The sequence below is a fragment of the Streptomyces niveus genome, assembly GCF_001723055.1.
In the GTDB taxonomy this organism is placed as follows: Bacteria; Actinomycetota; Actinomycetes; order Streptomycetales; family Streptomycetaceae; genus Streptomyces; species Streptomyces niveus.
The window spans coordinates 15354-31462 of record NZ_MDCR01000344.1 but is presented as its reverse complement, the minus strand read 5'-3'; the positions used below and the strand labels follow the sequence as shown (position 1 = coordinate 31462).

14 protein-coding genes are annotated in these 16109 nt (G+C 72.6%); 5 read left to right on the top strand and 9 right to left on the bottom strand.

All coding sequences use genetic code 11. From position 1 onward, the window contains the following. Positions 1 to 998, bottom strand: a 998-nt coding sequence (locus BHU15_RS31790) for a glycerate kinase (protein WP_069630297.1), incomplete at its 3' end; no start/stop codon positions are given. A 167-nt stretch (positions 999 to 1165) separates the two neighbouring features. On the opposite strand from BHU15_RS31790, the gene BHU15_RS31785 reads away from it, so the two are divergent. From BHU15_RS31785 to BHU15_RS31775, 3 genes are all read left to right on the top strand, one after another. Continuing rightward, entirely contained in the window at positions 1166 to 1663 is a 498-nt protein-coding gene (locus BHU15_RS31785) for an NUDIX domain-containing protein (RefSeq protein ID WP_069630294.1), read from the top strand. Positions 1664 to 1849: 186 nt separating this feature from the next. Next, positions 1850 to 3181 carry a hypothetical protein gene (locus tag BHU15_RS31780; protein WP_247748405.1) on the top strand — a complete coding sequence of 444 codons (1332 nt, stop codon included), beginning with the start codon at positions 1850 to 1852 and terminating at the stop codon, positions 3179 to 3181. 76 nt (positions 3182 to 3257) lie between these two features. Then, positions 3258 to 3983, top strand: a complete 726-nt coding sequence (locus tag BHU15_RS31775; protein ID WP_069630293.1) for an SIR2 family NAD-dependent protein deacylase — start codon at positions 3258 to 3260, stop codon at positions 3981 to 3983. A gap of 25 nt (positions 3984 to 4008) precedes the next feature. On the opposite strand, the gene BHU15_RS31770 is transcribed toward BHU15_RS31775, so the two are convergent. Beyond that, complete coding sequence (locus tag BHU15_RS31770) at positions 4009 to 5034, bottom strand: glycoside hydrolase family 113 protein (RefSeq protein ID WP_069630292.1); 1026 nt, start codon at positions 5032 to 5034, stop codon at positions 4009 to 4011. A 70-nt stretch (positions 5035 to 5104) separates the two neighbouring features. Here BHU15_RS31770 and BHU15_RS31765 point away from each other — a divergent pair, with 70 nt between their 5' ends. Further along, positions 5105 to 5719: a TetR/AcrR family transcriptional regulator gene (locus BHU15_RS31765; RefSeq protein ID WP_069630291.1), complete on the top strand. Its 615-nt coding sequence runs from the start codon at positions 5105 to 5107 to the stop codon at positions 5717 to 5719. A 2-nt stretch (positions 5720 to 5721) separates the two neighbouring features. Here BHU15_RS31765 and BHU15_RS31760 read toward each other — a convergent pair whose 3' ends face one another. The 7 genes from BHU15_RS31760 to BHU15_RS31730 all read right to left on the bottom strand — a co-directional run bounded on the left by BHU15_RS31760 (position 5722) and on the right by BHU15_RS31730 (position 13857). Then, positions 5722 to 6267 (bottom strand): methylated-DNA--[protein]-cysteine S-methyltransferase, encoded by a 546-nt coding sequence (locus BHU15_RS31760; protein WP_069630290.1) that lies wholly within the window; start codon positions 6265 to 6267, stop codon positions 5722 to 5724. Between the two features lie 13 nt (positions 6268 to 6280). Continuing rightward, positions 6281 to 7762 (bottom strand): AlkA N-terminal domain-containing protein, encoded by a 1482-nt coding sequence (locus tag BHU15_RS31755; RefSeq protein ID WP_069630289.1) that lies wholly within the window; start codon positions 7760 to 7762, stop codon positions 6281 to 6283. 89 nt (positions 7763 to 7851) lie between these two features. Continuing rightward, positions 7852 to 8673, bottom strand: a complete 822-nt coding sequence (locus BHU15_RS31750) for an alpha/beta fold hydrolase (RefSeq protein WP_069630288.1) — start codon at positions 8671 to 8673, stop codon at positions 7852 to 7854. 355 nt (positions 8674 to 9028) lie between these two features. Then, the gene (locus BHU15_RS31745) at positions 9029 to 10447 is read right to left on the bottom strand and encodes a phytoene desaturase family protein (protein WP_069630287.1); all 1419 of its coding nucleotides are present in this window, start codon (positions 10445 to 10447) and stop codon (positions 9029 to 9031) included. A 165-nt stretch (positions 10448 to 10612) separates the two neighbouring features. Next, positions 10613 to 11455, bottom strand: coding sequence for an inositol monophosphatase family protein (locus tag BHU15_RS31740; protein ID WP_069630286.1), 843 nt, complete (start codon positions 11453 to 11455; stop codon positions 10613 to 10615). Positions 11456 to 11537: 82 nt separating this feature from the next. After that, positions 11538 to 13349 carry a gamma-glutamyltransferase family protein gene (locus tag BHU15_RS31735; RefSeq protein ID WP_069630285.1) on the bottom strand — a complete coding sequence of 604 codons (1812 nt, stop codon included), beginning with the start codon at positions 13347 to 13349 and terminating at the stop codon, positions 11538 to 11540. 109 nt (positions 13350 to 13458) lie between these two features. Then, positions 13459 to 13857: a nuclear transport factor 2 family protein gene (locus tag BHU15_RS31730; protein ID WP_069630284.1), complete on the bottom strand. Its 399-nt coding sequence runs from the start codon at positions 13855 to 13857 to the stop codon at positions 13459 to 13461. 236 nt (positions 13858 to 14093) lie between these two features. Here BHU15_RS31730 and BHU15_RS31725 point away from each other — a divergent pair, with 236 nt between their 5' ends. Next, positions 14094 to 16037 carry an ATP-binding cassette domain-containing protein gene (locus BHU15_RS31725; protein WP_069630283.1) on the top strand — a complete coding sequence of 648 codons (1944 nt, stop codon included), beginning with the start codon at positions 14094 to 14096 and terminating at the stop codon, positions 16035 to 16037. The last annotated feature ends 72 nt before the right edge of the window (positions 16038 to 16109 follow it).

Genomic DNA, 16109 nt, shown 5'->3' with positions numbered 1-16109 from the left:
GCGATGACCTCGATGTCGCGGGCGCGGGCCGCCGCCGCGACGCCCGCCGGGGCCTTGCCGTGCAGGGTCTGCTCGTCCAGGGAGCCCTCGCCGGTGATGACGAGCGTGGCGCGGGACAGCGCGGCGTCGAAGCCGAGCACGTCGAGCATGACCTCGATGCCGGGGCGGAAGCTCGCGGCGAGGCCGACCAGCGCGCCGTAGCCGATGCCGCCGGCCGCTCCGGCGCCCGGGGAGAGCGCGGCCTCGGCCGCGCGGGCGCCGATGGTCTTCTCCAGGACGCGCGCGTAGTGCGCGAGCGCCGCGTCGAGCGCGGCGACGTCCTCGGGGGACGCGCCCTTCTGCGGGCCGTAGACGGCAGGCGCGCCCTTGGGGCCGGTCAGCGGGTTGTCGACGTCGCTGGCGAGGACGATGTCCGTGTCCGCGATACGGGGATCGAGCCCGGACAGGTCCACCGTCGCGAGGTCGCGCAGTCCGCCGCCCCCGGGGCCCACCGGCTGCCCGGCCCCGTCCAGGAAGCGCCCGCCGAGCGCGGCCAGCATGCCGGCGCCGCCGTCGGTCGACGCGCTGCCGCCGACGCCGAAGACGATGGTGCGCGCGCCCGCGTCGAGCGCGGCGCGCAGCAGTTCGCCGGAGCCGTACGTACCGGCCGTCAGGGGTGCGAAGACGCCGTGCGGCAGGTGCTGGAGGCCCGACGCCTCGGCCATCTCCACGACCGCGGTGCCGTCGCGCAGCGCGTACGCCGCGGTCAGCTCATCGCCGAGCGGTCCGGTGACCCGTACCTCCCGCCGTTCGAATCCGGCCGCCACCGCCGCCGCGACGGTGCCGTCGCCGCCGTCGGCGACGGGCAGTGCCTCGACCGTCACGTCGGGGGCGACGAGCCGCAGACCGGCCGTCACCCGCTCGGCGACCTCCACGGCCGTGAGCGACCCCTTGAACTTGTCCGCCGCGACGAGCACGTGCGCGGCCTCGGTTACTGCTCCGTCCGTCACCTTTGTCATCCCTTGCTTTCGAACAGGCAGTCGCGCCGCACCGACCCTATCCGGCCGGACCATCTCCTGCCCACGGCTCCCGGCCCACCGTCGGAGCCGTAAAAATTGGACAAACCTCCCATAGACCTGGGGACGGTCTCAGCCCCGCGAAGGGTCTCCTGATCTAGGCTGCCCGCGTGACCTCTCGCGACGCTGACTACCTCGCCTACATCGCCGGGCTCCCCCGCGTACTCTGCGGCGCCGCCGCGCTCTTCCGGGACGAGGAGGGGCGGGTGCTTCTCGTCGAGCCCAACTACCGGCCCGGCTGGGCGCTGCCCGGCGGGACCGTCGAGTCCGACGAGGGTGAGACGCCCCGTCAGGCGGCGCGGCGCGAGACCCTTGAAGAGATCGGGCTGGACGTCGAGTTGGGGCCGTTGCTCGCGGTGGACTGGTCCCAGGCGCCGGACCGCCCGCCGATCGTCGCGTATCTGTACGACGGTGGCGTGCTGGACGAGGAGCGGCTCGGCGAGATCCGGCTCCAGCACGACGAGTTGCTCTCCTGGCGCCTGGTGGACCGTCACAAGATTCCCGAGCTGGTGATCGGGTCGCTCGGGGGCCGCATCCTCGCGGGGCTCGACGCGCTCGAAGCCGGCACGGGGGCCGTGGAGTTGGAGAACGGGCGCCGGGTCGGGTGATCCGCGTGCGCGCGGTGGTGACGGGTGCGACCGGAGCTGGTCTCATATGCCGGGTACGCATATGTCATGTACGCGCCTCACGAGGCGCCGGCGCCCCCGGCTGACGCCGATTCACCTCGCGTTCGCCCGCCGTGCACGAGCGCCCTGCATGATCCAGAATCCCAGGCCCAGGACACCGGAGGGAACATGCGACGTCAGACTCGCGGCTGGCTGACAGCCCTGCTCACCACGGCGGTTGTGGCCACGGGCGCGGGAGCCGCGTCGGCGGACACGCCCGCCGGGACCGCCGCACCTGCCGAGACCACCGTGCCCGCGCAGACCTCCAAACCACCGAAACTCCCCAAGCTCCCGACGACCGTGGACGGTGGCGCCTGGAAGTCGGGCCACATCCAGGGCATGGCCGTCGACCGCCGCAAGGGCTTCGTGTACTTCTCGTTCACCAACCTCCTCGTGAAGACCGACCTCACCGGCAAGCCCCTCGGCTCGGTCACCGGTTTCACCGGGCACCTCGGGGATCTGGACTTCAACACCAAGGACGGCAGGGTCTACGGCTCGCTGGAGTACAAGGCGGCCAAGGCCTTCTACATCGCGATCTTCGACGGTGACCGCATCACCGAGATGGACATGGACGCCGAGACGACCGGCGTCGTGTCCACCGTCCACCTCCAAGAGGTCGTGGACGACTACACGGCCGACATGGACGGCAACGGCGTCTTCGACGGCAACACCGGTAACACGCCCGACCACCGCTACGGATGCAGCGGCATCGACGGCGTCGCGTTCGGCCCGGCCTTCGACGACAAGCACGGCGGCGACCGGCGCGGCACGAACCGTACGCAACTGCTCACCGTCGCCTACGGCGTCTACGCCAACACCACCCGGCAGGACAACGACAACCAGGTGCTGCTCCAGTACGACATCCGGCGCTGGAAGAAGTACGAGCGCCCGCTCACCGAGGCCGACCCGCACACCAGCGGCCCCGGCTCGCCCGACGGCAAGTACTTCAGCTACACCGGCAACACCACCTACGGCGTGCAGAACCTCGACTACGACGCGCACACCGGCAACTGGCTGCTGGCCGCGTACAAGGGCACCAAGACGCAGTTCCCGAACTACTCGCTCTTCGTCATCGACGGTTCGAAGCACCCGGTCCCCGGCCCCGTCGCCGGCCAGCCGACGCCCGAGCGCGGACGCCTGCTGCCGCTCCTGAAGCGAGGGCTGCACCACCCGGCGTCGGGAACGTACGGCTGGGAGTCGACCGGCCAGTACGGGCTGGTGTCGCTCGACGACGGGCGCTACTACCTCGCCGAGGCGGGCACCGTCGTGGAGGACGGCGTCACCAAGCAGACGGGCAGGGCCGTGCTGAACCGCTGGACGGGCGAGGTGCCGACCCCCTTCACGCCGGTCACCACCGTCACCGCCGACGGCCCGACCGACCCCGAGCCCTCGGACTACGCCGGGCACGCGCCGCATCCCGGTCACCTCGGCCAACTCGGTCACATCGGCCACCGGCACTGACTCGCTGCCCCGCTGATCCACTGCCCCGCGGGCTTATCGGCTCGCCCGTCCCGGCTCCGCTGCGTAACCTCGCCGCATGACTCTCGTCGCGATCCTCAGCGGCGCCGGGATCTCCACCGACTCCGGCATTCCCGACTACCGGGGACCCGGCGGCCTGTGGCGGCGCGATCCCGGGGCCGAGAAGCTCGTCACGTACGACGCGTACATGAGCGACCCGGACATCCGTCGCCGCTCGTGGCGGATGCGCCGCGACAGCCCCACCTTCCGCGCCGAGCCCAACGTCGCGCACCGCGCCGTCGCCGAGCTCGACCGGGCGGGCGGGGGCGCGGTGCGGGTGATCACGCAGAACGTAGACGGACTCCATCAGCGCGCCGGGATGCCGGCCCGCAAGGTGCTCGAACTGCACGGCACGGCGCGGGAGGTGGTCTGCACCGGCTGCGGGGCGCGCTCCACCATGGCGGAGGCGCTGGCGCGGGTCGAGGCGGGCGAGGAGGACCCGCCGTGCACCGTGTGCGGCGCGATCCTCAAGTCGGCGACGGTGATGTTCGGCGAACGGCTCGACCCCGAGGTGCTGGGGCAGGCCCTGACGATCGCCAAGGCGTGCGAGGTGTTCATCGCCGTCGGTACGACCCTCCAGGTGCAGCCCGCCGCCTCACTGGCGGCGATCGCGGCCGAGCACGGTGCGCGGCTCGTCATCGTGAACGCCGAGCCGACGCCGTACGACGACCGGGCCGACGAGATCATCCGGGAGCGGATCGGGACAGCGCTGCCCTCGCTGCTGAAGCGCTTCCACGAGAGCTGATCACGTCGGTCGGGCGTCAGGCGGCTCAGGCCGTGGCCGCCCGCTCGCGCCGGGTCCGGCCGAACCCGGCCAGGACATGGAACGCGGCCTTCGGCTGCCAGCCCAGCTCCGCGTACGGCCCTTCGGCGCCGCCCGGCGGCAGAACCCTGACCACCCCGAAACTGGCGGCGTCGAAGTCGTGTTCCAGGTCGCGGCGGGCGAAGGTGTAGACGAACGCGGCGTCGACACCGGCCGCTTCGTAGATGTCGAGCATCTCCCCCACGTAGACGGCCTGTTCCGCCTCGTCCCGCACCGTCCCTGCGGCGATCCGCACCGGTCGCGCGTTGTCGTCCCACTCGACGATCGAGTCCCCGCGGCCGCCGAGGCCGGCGGCGCCGCGGAAGGTCCCGCAGCCGAACTCGGTGACACCGAACGGCTTGCCCCGCGCCACCTGCGCGCGCAGCGCGTCGGGGAACGTGTCGGCGTTGGTGGCGTCGCGGTAGCCGGCGTCCGTGGCGATGACGTCGTACGGGGTCCAGTCCACGCCCTCGAAGGCGAGGGACGCGTACCCGATCCGGCCACCGAAGCGGGCGCGGACCTCGGTGACGACCCGTGCGAGGAACGCGTTGAGCGTGGCGTGCAGTCGGGGAAGCAGCGCGCGGAACGCGGCGGGGTCGGCCAGGGTCGCCGCCCGCTCCTGGAATGTGGCGCCGGGCAGGAAGCCGTCGGTGAAGAGGCTGATCTCGGATCCGGTCAGGAGCACGACGCGGGCGCCGTCCCGGCGCAGGCGTTCGGCGCGGTCGGCGGCGTCGACGAGGAGCGCGAGGAGTTCGTCCTGGGTCAGACCGTTCGTGAACGGCGAGTACCAGACCTCAAGGCCCGCGTCGGCGGCGGCACGGGCCGCGGCCTCCAGGCGGTCGGCGTGGCCGCCGGTGACGCGTACGGCGTCGCAGTGGAGCACGTCGTGGATCACCCGCATCTCACGCCGGACAATGTCCGGGCGGAACGGTTCGTGCGTGGTGGTGCCGGCGGAGGTGAAACCGGTGTCGTAGTTGATGCCGAGGGCGCGCATCGCTGTCTCCGTTCCCGCGATCATGATTGCTTAGGGTACGTCTCGTACCCTAATGCGGAAAGGGGGCCTTATGGCGGCCGACGAACAGCGCGACCACGCCACCCGGCGCCGGGGCGCGGCGCTGGAGGACGCGATCCTGGGAGCGGCGGCCGATGAGCTGCGGACCACCGGCTACGCGGGCATGACGATGGACCGCGTCGCACGGCGCGCGGGCACCAACAAGAACGCGATCTACCGGCGTTGGCCGACGCGCGCGGCGCTCGGCGTCGCCGCCTACCGGCGGTCGGCCGACGCGGAGTTGACCGTCCCGGACACGGGGACGCTGCGCGGCGACGCGCTGGCGTTGCTGCGCGCGGCGAACACGCTGTGGTCCTCACCGCGCGGCGCCGTGCTGCGCGACCTGCTCTCGGCGGCGGGCGACGACCCCGGCCTGCTGACGCTGCTGCGGGAGCAGGCCGGCGGCAGCGGTACGGACGGGGCGTGGCTGACGCTGCTGGAGCGCGCGGTGGCGCGGGGGGAGGCGGCGGCCGGTGCGGCGCATCCGCGCGTGGCGTCCGTTCCGATGACGCTGCTGCGCGGGGAGTACGCCCTGCGGGGGCTGCCCGAGGTCCCCGACGAGGTGCTGACGGAGATCGTGGACGAGGTGTTCCTGCCCCTGGTGCGCGGACGCGCGACCGGCCGCTGAGATCAGAACAGCGTGTCGGACTCGGTGGCCCCCGCCGTGTTCTTACCGGCGGGCGCCGGTCCCGCCGCGCCCTCGAAGACCAGCAGGCGCTGCTTGCGGTCGAGCCCGCCGCCGTATCCGGTGAGGCTGCCCGTCGATCCGATCACCCGGTGGCACGGCACGATGATGCCCACGGGGTTCTTGCCGTTGGCCAGTCCGACCGCGCGCGACGCCCCCGACCTGCCGAGCGCGTCGGCCAGTTGACCGTACGAACGGGTCTCGCCGTACGGGATCCTCAGCAGCTGCTCCCAGACGCTTCGCTGGAACGGTGTCCCGTGCAGCCGCAGCGGGACGTCGAACTCGGTGCGCTCGCCCGCGAAGTACTCGTCGAGCTGGGCGATCACGGCGTCGAACGGCGGGTCTTCGTGATCGGCCACCTCGCCGAACGTCTCCTGGGGCGGGCGGTGGCGCTGCTCGGTCATGTACAGGGCGCTCAGCACCCCGTCCGTGGCCACGAGGGTCAGCGGCCCGTACGGGCTGTCGACCACGGTGTGGCTTCTGCTGGACATGCGGTGAACTCCTTTACTCGGGAAGGATGTTGATGGCGTGGTCGTCGGTGGCCCAGAGGTACTGCACGGCGTACGCGCGCCACGGCCGCCAGGCGGCGGCACGGGCGGTGAGCGCGGCGGGAGTCGACGGCAGGCCGAGCCCCTGCGCGGCGCGGCGGACCCCGAGGTCGGTGGGCAGGAACGCGTCCGGGTCGCCGAGCGCGCGCATCGCGATCGCCTCGACGGTCCACGGGCCGAATCCGGGCAGCTCGCGCAGCCGGGCCCTGGCCTCGTCCCAGTCGCTGTCCGTGCCGAGCGGCAGCGTGCCGTCGGCCAGCGCGGCGACCAGGGTCGTGAGCGTGGTGCGGCGGCTGCGCGGCAGCGCGAGGGCTTCGGGGTCCAGGGCGGCCAGCGCGCCGGGCGTGGGGAAGAGATGGGTGAGGCCGCCCTCGGGGTCGTCCACGGGTGTGCCGTACGCGGTGACGAGACGGGCGGCGTGCGTACGGGCGGCGGCGGTCGAGACCTGCTGGCCGAGCACCGCGCGTACGGCGAACTCGGCGGCGTCGACGGTGCCGGGCACCCGGCGGCCCGGCGCCTTGCCGACCAGCGGGGCGAGCAGCGGGTCGGTGCGCAACTGGTCGTCCACGGCGACCGGATCGGCGTCCAGGTCGAGCATGCGGCGGCATCGGCTGATCGCGACGGTGAGGTCGCGCGGGTCGGTCAGCGCGAGGCGGCAGGCGATGTGGTCGGGCTTCGGTGTGAGGGCGACGATGCCGTGTCCGTACGGAAGACGGAGCGTGCGCCGGTACGCGCCGTCCCGCCACTCCTCGACACCGGGGACCGCCGTCGCCGCCAGGTGGCCGAAGAGGTTGTCGGGGTTGAGCGGGGTACGGAAGGGCAGCCGCAGGCAGATCACGCCGGGCGTGCGCGGCCCCCGGGCGGTGTCCGGACGGCGGGCGGCGCGGGCCCGCAGCTCGGTCGGGGCGAGTGCGAACACCTCGCGGACGGTGTCGTTGAAGGTACGGATGGAGGAGAAGCCCGCCGCGAAGGCGACCTCCGCCATCGGTACTCCGGTCGTCTCGATGAGCAGCCGGGCGGTCTGGGCCCGCTGGGCGCGCGCGAGTGCGAGGGGGCCCGCGCCGAGTTCGGCGAGGAGCTGGCGTTCGATCTGCCGCTCCGAGTAGCCGAGCCGGCCGGCGAGTCCCGTGACGCCCTCGCGGTCGACGATCCCGTCCTGGATGAGCCGCATGGCGCGGGCGACGGAGTCGGCGCGGGCGTTCCACTCGGGCGAGCCGGGGCTGGTGTCGGGCCGGCAGCGCTTGCAGGCGCGGAAACCGGCCTGCTGGCAGGCGGCGGCGCTCGGGTGGAAGACCATGTTCTCGGCCTTGGGGGGCACGACCGGGCAGCTGGGACGGCAGTAGATGCCGGTGGTCAGGACAGCCGTGAAGAACCATCCGTCGAATCGCGCGTCCTTGGACCGGACGGCGCGGAGGCAGCGCTCGGTGTCGGTGTGCATGGGTCAAGCATCCGTCACCTGGCGTGGCGGGGCTGGCGAGAATCCGACATCAACCTCACGCTGCCTGCGCCGCTCCCGGCCCCTTCTCCTCAGCTGCTGATGAAGGCGAGCAGATCGGCGTTGAACTCCTGCTCGTAGTCGCCGTACAGCCCGTGCGGCCGGCCCGGATAGACCTTCAGCGTCGCGTCCTTGATCAGCTCGGCGGACTTGGGGCCCGCGGCCACGATGGGCACGATCTGGTCGGCGTCGCCGTGCAGGACGAGGGTGGGGATGTCGAAGCGCCCCAGGTCCTGCGTGAAGTCCGTCTCGGAGAACTGCTTCACGCAGTCGTACGCGCCCTTGAGACCGACCTGCATGCTCCACAGCCAGAACGCGTCGCGCATGCCCTTCGACACGGCGGCGCCGGGGCGGTTGAAGCCGTAGAACGGGTCGGTGAGGTCCTGGTAGAACTGCGAGCGGTCGGCGAGCAGGCCCGCGCGGATGTCGTCGAACGCCTTGATCGGCAGGCCGTCGGGGTTGGCGTCGGTGCGCAGCATCAGCGGGGGCACCGCGCCCAGCAGCACCGCCTTGGCGAGCCGGGACGTACCGTGCCGGCCGATGTAGCGGGCGACCTCGCCGCCGCCCGTGGAGTGGCCGACGAGGACGGCGTCGCGGATGTCCAGCTCGTCGAGGAGCTGGGCGAGGTCGTCGGCGTAGGTGTCCATGTCGTTGCCCTGCCAGGGCTGGCCGGAGCGGCCGTGGCCCCTGCGGTCGTGCGCGATGCCGCGGAAGCCGTTCTCCGCGACGAGACGGAGCTGGCCGTCCCAGGCGTCGGCGTTCAGCGGCCAGCCGTGGCTGAACACGACGGGGCGGCCCGTGCCCCAGTCCTTGTAGAAGATCTCGGTGCCATCTGCGGTGGTGAACGTGCTCATGGCGATCCATCCCTTCTGCGGCGGTGATCAGGCACAGCGTCGGATCGGCCTCGCCGAGGGCGTGTCCGCGAAGTAGCGTCGTCCGCCCGAAGGGCGGGGCTCACGCCCGCCGCGGAGCGGCTGATGTCGCGCTTGGTGCGTGCGACGCAAGACGAAGGATCGACGTTGTGGATGGCCCGGCCGTACTCGGTCGACTCCGACAACACGGCAAGCGTGCGCGCCAGGCGTCGTGAGCCGGACGGGACTTCGCGGACACGCCCGAGGGGTGGGCCCGACCGCGTACACCGGACGCCAACCAGCGTCTCAAAGATCGGCGGCCCCCGCCCACCGGGCGGCGGCCCGACCTTGATGACCGTCAGCCGGACGCGCGCAGCTTGCGCCAGACCGCCTTCGCCGCGTTCTGCCCGGACATGCCGTGCACGCCCGGCCCCGGCGGGGTCGCCGACGAGCAGATGAAGACCGCCGGGTGCTTGGTGCTGTACGGGGACAGGGAGAGCCTCGGCCGCACCAGCAGCCGCAGCCCGGCCACGGAGCCGGAGGCGATGTCGCCGCCCACGTAGTTGGCGTTCCGGGCCGCCAGCTCCGGCGGGCCCGCCGTCGCACGGGCCAGGACGCGGTCCCGGAAACCGGGTGCGAAGCGCTCGATCTGCCGCTCGATCGCGTCGGTCAGATCACCGTCCCAGGCGTGCGGGACATGGCCGTACGCCCAGAAGACATGCTTGCCGTCGGGCGCGCGCGACGGGTCGACCAGACTCGGCTGGGCGGTGATCAGGAACGGCGTGGCGGGCGCGCTGCCGCCGTACGCCAGGTCCAGCGCCGTGCTGATCTCCCCTCTGGTGGGCCCCACTTGGACGGTGCCGGCCCGCCGCGCGGCCTCCGCAGTCCAGGGCACGGGGCCGTCCAGCGCGTAGTCGATCTTGAAGACGCTGGGGCCGTACCGGTACGCGTCGTACGCCCGGCCGAGGCCCGCGATGCGCGCGAGCGCGGTCGGCGAGGTGTCGAAGACGTACGCGCGGGCGGGCGGGAGGTCGTCGAGCCGCTTGACCTCGAATCCGGTGTGCACCGTGCCGCCGAGATCGCGCAGATAGGCGGCGAGGGCGTCCGAGATGGACTGCGAGCCGCCGCGCGGGAGCGGCCAGCCGTTCTCGTGCGCGGCGAGCGCGAACATCAGCCCCACCCCGCCGGTCGCGATCCCGCTCAGGGGGGCGATGACATGGGCGACGAGCCCGGCGAACAGCCCCTTGGCCTTCTCGTCGTGGAAGCGCCTCATCAGCAGGTTCGCCGAGGGGAGCCCGGCGAGCCCGAAACGGGCGAGGGTGAGGGTGTCGTGCGGCAGGCCCCTGGGGGGCAGCGTCATGAAGTCCCGCGCGAAGTTGTCCCACTTACCGAGGAAGGGGGCGACGAGCCGGCGGTACGCCCCCGCGTCGCGCGGTCCGAAGGAGGCGGCGGTCTCGGCGACGGACCGGGACAGGACGGCGGCCGTGCCGTCGTCCCAGGGGTGGGCCATCGGCAGCTCGGGATGCAGCCACTCCAGCCCGAACCGCGCGAGGGGCATGTCGTTGAACGCGGGCGATCCCACGCCCAGCGGGTGCACGGCGGAACAGGGGTCGTGCCGGAAGCCGGGCAGGGTCAGCTCCTCGGTCCGCGCGCCCCCGCCCACGGTGTCCCGGGCCTCGAACACGGCGACGGAGAACCCCCGCCGGGCCAGCTCGACCGCGGCGGTCAGCCCGTTGGGCCCCGCCCCCACGACGACGGCATCGAGCATCGACGGCACCTTCGGACTCCTTCGTCAGCCGATGGCCAGAGGAACCAGGATATTCCTGGCCTCTGACACTGTGTCGGCGGGGCGACGGATACGCGGGCGGACGACGCCACTTCGCGGCCACGCCCCAGGTCCGTCAGGCGCCCGGGGCCGTCAGGCCTCCGGGGCCGCCCCGGCCTACGCCGATGCCGGTGTGCCCGACAGGAGGCGGTCGCGGACCCGGTGCGCGGTCCGCTCGTCGCGGGCCGCCGTGAAGGGGAGGGCGTTGCCGCCCGCGATGTGGAAGGGGACGCCGGTGAGGGTCAGCTGTGCGCCGCCCGCCTCCTCGACCAGCAGCAGGCCGGCCGCGTGGTCCCAGGGCAGCTCCCAGCTGAAGGCGACGGCGTCGAGCGCGCCGCGTGCGATGTCCAGGTACTCCAGGCCCGCCGAGCCGCACGGCCGGGCGGCCAGGTCGTCGGCGTTCTGGACTCCCAGCAGCGCGCGCTTCTCCTCGGGCGTCGTGAAGTCCGGGTGCGACATGGCGACTTCGAGCACCGCGCCGGGCGCCGGTGTCCCGCAGTGCAGCGGGACGCCGTCCAGGAAGGCGCCGCGTCCTCGTACGGCGGTGGCCATCTCGTCCGTCGCGGGCGCGTACGTCCAGGAGGCCAGCAGTTCACCGCCCTGGGCGAGGGCGACGAGTGTGCAGAATCCGGGCTCGCCCCGGACGAACTGGCGGGTGCCGTCGACCGGGTCGACTATCCACACGGGCGCGTCGCCGCGCAGCGCCCCGATCACGGCCGGGTCGGCGTGGACCGCCTCCTCGCCCACCACGACCGAGCCGGGCAGCAGCTTTGTGAGCGAGGCGGTCAGGTGCTCCTCGGCACCCCGGTCGGCGCTGGTCACCAGGTCGTGCGGGCCGGACTTCTCGACGATCTCGTGGGCGGCGAGCTGCCGGTAGCGCGGCATGATCTCGGCGGCGGCCGCGTCACGCAGCGCCGCCTCGACCACGGAAAGGTCACCGTTCAAAAAGTCATCGATCATGCCTCAAGAGAACCACAGAGGTGTGACAACGCAGGTGGGAGCGGAGATGACGGCTCGGTGGCGGGCCGGCGTCCGGCACGGCTCAGCGGCCCACCGCGTACCCCTGCATGCCGCGCGGATTGGCCGCCGCCGACAGCACGCCCGTGCGCGGGTCCCGGGCGACCGCGCACAGCCGCCCCTCCGACCACGGCTCGCCTACGGTGACGTCGTGGCCCCTGCGGCGCAGCCCTTCTACTACGGCCGCGTCCATGGACGGCTCCACGGTGACGCTGCCCGGCCGCATCCCGCGCGGGTAGAAGGAGCTGGGGAAGCTGTCGTTGTGCCAGTTGGGCGCGTCGATCGCGCCCTGGAGGTCGAGCCCGCCGCGTACCTGCGCCCGGAGCGCGACGGCGAGGAAGAAGTGGAGCTGCCACTGGTCCTGCTGGTCGCCGCCGGGGGTGCCGAAGGCCAGGACGGGCACGCCGTCGCGCAGGGCGATGGACGGGGTGAGGGTGGTACGGGGCCTGCGGCCCGGCGTGAGGGAGTTGGGCAGTCCGGGCTCCAGCCAGGCCATCTGGAGACGGGTGCCGAGCGGGAAGCCGAGTTCGGGCACGACGGGGTTGGACTGGAGCCAGCCGCCGCTCGGCGTGGCGGCGACCATGTTGCCCCACCGGTCCACGACGTCGAGGTGACAGGTGTCGCCGCGGGTCGCCCCGTCGCGGGCGACGGTCGGCTCGCCCGCCCCCGGCGCCGGGACGGCGAGCGCGTCGAAGCCCTGCTCACCGGCGGCGACGGCGGTCGCGTGCCCGCCGAGGACGGGCGCGCGTCCGTCGGGGCTGCCGGGCCGCAGTTCGTAGGAGGCCTTCTCCCCGACCAGCGCGCGGCGCGCGGTGTTGTACGGCTCCGAGAGAAGCGCGGCGAGCGGTACGTCGGCGGCGTCGCCGTACCAGGCCTCCCGGTCGGCCATGGCGAGCTTGCAGCCCTCCGTAAGGAGGTGGACGTACTCCTCGGAGCCGTACGCCGGAAGCTCCGGCACGGGCGGCAGCAGGGCGAGCTGCTGGAGCAGGACGGGGCCCTGGCTCCAGCCGGCGGCCTTGCAGAGGGTCCAGCCGTTCCACTCGTACGTCGCGGGCGTCTCGTACGTCGCGGACCAGCCGGCCAGGTCGGCGGCCGTCAGGGTGCCGGTGTGGCGGGAGCCGCTGGTGTCGAGGGTGGGGCGGTCGGACTGGCGTATCAGCGCCTCGGCGATGAACCCCGTGCGCCAGATGTCACGCGCGGCCTCGATCTGCGCGACGCGGTCGTCGCCGCCGGTGGCCTCGGCCTCGGCGGTGAGGCGGCGCCAGGTGGCGGCCAGCGCGGGGTTGCGGAACAGCTCACCGGGCGCGGGCGCCCGGCCGCCGGGGAGGTAGACGTCGGCGGACGAGGTCCACTCGGTCTCGAACAGCGCGCGTACGCTCTCCACGGTCTGGCCGACCCGCTCGACGGGCGCGTGGCCGTCCTCGGCGTAGCCGATGGCGTAACGCAGCACCTGGGCGAGGGACTTGGTGCCGTGGTCGCGCAGCAGCAGCATCCAGGCGTCGAAGGCGCCGGGCACGGCGGCGGCCAGCGGCCCGGTGCCGGGGACGAGTTCGAGCCCGAGGGAACGGTAGTGCTCGATGGTGGCCCCGCCGGGCGCGGGCCCCTGCCCGCACAGGACCCGCACGTCCCCGCCGGCGGGGGCGAGGATCACCGGCAGATCCCCGGCCGGCCCGTTGAGATGCGGCTCCACGACATGCAGAACGAACCCGGCGGCGACGGCGGCGTCGTAGGCGTTCCCACCGTCCTCCAGGACGGCCATCGCCGACTGCGAGGCGAGCCAGTGGGTGGACGACACCATGCCGAAGGTGCCCTGGAGGGTGGGCCGGGTGGTGAACATACGGTCTCTCACCTCGCTGTTTCCGACGGATCCTGGGAAGAACCCGGGGAGTCTACGCCAGGGGCCACCGCCTCCCGCTCCCCGCCAAGCGCCCCCTCCAGCGGCCCGTTCAGGGCTGGTCGTACCAGGCGAACGCCGCGATCCGCCAGCCCTCCGGGGTGCGGACGAACTGGATGGTCTTGGTCCCGCCGCCCTCGAACGGCTCGCCGTCCAGGATCCCGGACTTGCGGTAGGCACCGAACCGCGACGCGATGCCGCCCGCGATCTCCGTCCGCGCGGACGTCTCCCACTCGGAGAACTCGACAAGTCGACCGTCCGTCAGCAGCCGCTCGCGCGGCTCGATGAACTCGTCCACGGTGTAGACCGTGAACTCAGGGCCGGTCTTGACGATCACACCCTCCGGAAGAACCAGCCGGCGGATCCGGGCCACGTCAGCGGCCTTGCCACCCCGGTTGTCGAACGCACCGAAGAACTCCGCGGTCACCGCGTCTATCTCGCTCTGGGACATGGCGCGACAGTAAGACAACGAGGCCGCCCCCGCTCTGCCGGGCATCGTCGCCGAAGTGCGTTTTGGCCATTCCGAGCCTCCAGCCGCCCCCTGCCCGACCAGGGCTCACGGCTCGCAGCGCTCCCCCGCCCCCGCGATTGCGGGTTCCCGAGCACGACCGAATGACGTGTGTTCGAAATTGCCGCCGGCTCGTTGGTACTCACGACTCTGCCGCAGCGACCGTCCCAGGGGGAACGATGACCTCGGCCATCACACAGGAACAGCCACCTCAGCCACCGAACAACGAATCGGACAAGGACGGATCGGAAGAAGCCAGTGTTCGAGAGGAGGAGTACCTCTACCGAGACGAGTCCCGGCTCCGGGCCGGGTCGCTGCTGACGACCCGCACGATGGCGCGACGGCTGCCCGCGCTCGTACTGCGTTCCTTGAAGATGGCGTGGCGGGTGGACCGCGGCGCGACGGTCGGGCTGCTGATGTGCCAGGTCGGGACCGGCGTACTCGCCGCCCTCGGCCTCCTGGCCGTCACGGGCACGATCACCGCGCTGATCTCCTCGGGCGCCATCACCGAGCGGCTGTGGGACGCCGCTCCGCAGCTGACCGTCATCGCCGCGGCGACCGGACTGCGTGCGCTGCTGGGCATCGTCGTGGTCTGGCTGACCGGGCGTCTGCGCCCCGTACTCGCCCGCGCGGCGGAGCTGACGATGGTCGAGGCGGCGCTCGGCGCGGAACTCGCCGCCAACAACAAGCCCGGCTACAACGACGCGTACGACATCGCCGACCGCGGCGCCCAAGTCACGCCCGACCTGGTGGAAGAGGCGCAGGACGTGCTCGCGGCGACCGCCACGCTGGCGGCCGGCGCCACCGTCCTGACCGTTCTCCACCCGCTCCTCCTGCCTCTGCTCTTCCTGGCGTGCCTCCCGCAGGCGGCCGCCTACGTCCGGTCCGCGCGCGTGATCTACCTGGCGGGCCTGGAGACCTCCGGACGGCGGCGGATGCTGGGCAAACTGCGCTGGCACATGGCGTACACGGAGTCCAGCGAGGAGATGCGCGCCTGTCTGGCGGGCCCGTTCCTGATCGGCCGGTACCGAACGCTGGCCGCCTCGGTCAACGCGGCTGAGCGCAAGGCCGCGAACACCGGTGCCTGGATGGGCATAGCCGGTGCCGTCGCCGGCGGGGTCGCCTCGATCGCGGTGTGGGCGGCGCTGCTGTGGCTCCTCGCGTCGGGGCGCATGAGCCTGGCGGCCGGAGGCGGCGCCGTCTTCGCTCTCCAGACAGCCACCGGCTCCGTGCGCGGCATCATCAACGGCGGCGCCCGCCTGGTGCGCACCGGCTGGTACGTGCAGGACTGGCAGAACTTCCTCGACAACGCGCACGGTCAGGCCATGGCCGACACCCGTGGCATCGCGGCCCTTCCCGCGGCCCCGGAGCGCTTCGAGGTCCGCGACGTCACCTACCGGTACGACGGTGCGCCGGAGGACAGCCTCAGCGGTGTGTCCCTCCACGTGCGGCGCGGCGAGATCGTGGCGCTGGTAGGGGAGAACGGCTCCGGGAAATCCACCCTGTCCCGCCTGCTGTGCGGCCTGCTGCTGCCCACCGACGGCGAGGTGGCCTGGGACCACGCCTCTACGGCGGAGATGGATCCCTGGGAGGCGTGGAGGCACGTCGCGCTGGTCCCGCAGAAGTTCACCTACCTGCCGCTCACGATGCGCGACAACATCACGTTCGGGCAGGGCGACACCAGCGACGCGGCGCTGCTCGCCGCATGCGAGGCGTCCGGCGCCGCGGAGATGCTGCCCAGCCTCCGCTCCGGCCTGAACACCCTCCTGACCAGTGAGTGGTTCGGCGGTCAGCAGCTCTCGGGCGGTCAGTGGCAGCGACTGGTACTCACCCGCGCTTTCCACCGGCAGGCTTCACTGCTGGTGATGGACGAACCCACGGCGGCCCTCGACGCACGGGCGGAGCACCGGATCTTCTCGGGCCTGCGCGAACTGGCCAAGGACCGCGCGGTCCTGCTGATCACACACCGCCTCACCAACGTGGCCGTCGCCGACCGGATCGTCGTCCTGAACGAGGGCCGGATCGTCCAGGAGGGCACCTACGCCCAACTCACGCAGGAGCCGGGGCTCTTCCGGTCCTTGTGGGACTTGCAGCGACGCATGAGCGGCGAGATCGCCTCATGACCGGCCACCCATCGATGACCACCGATCCATCAGAAGCATCGCTCGGAGGCGCTCATGCCCGACCGCACCCAG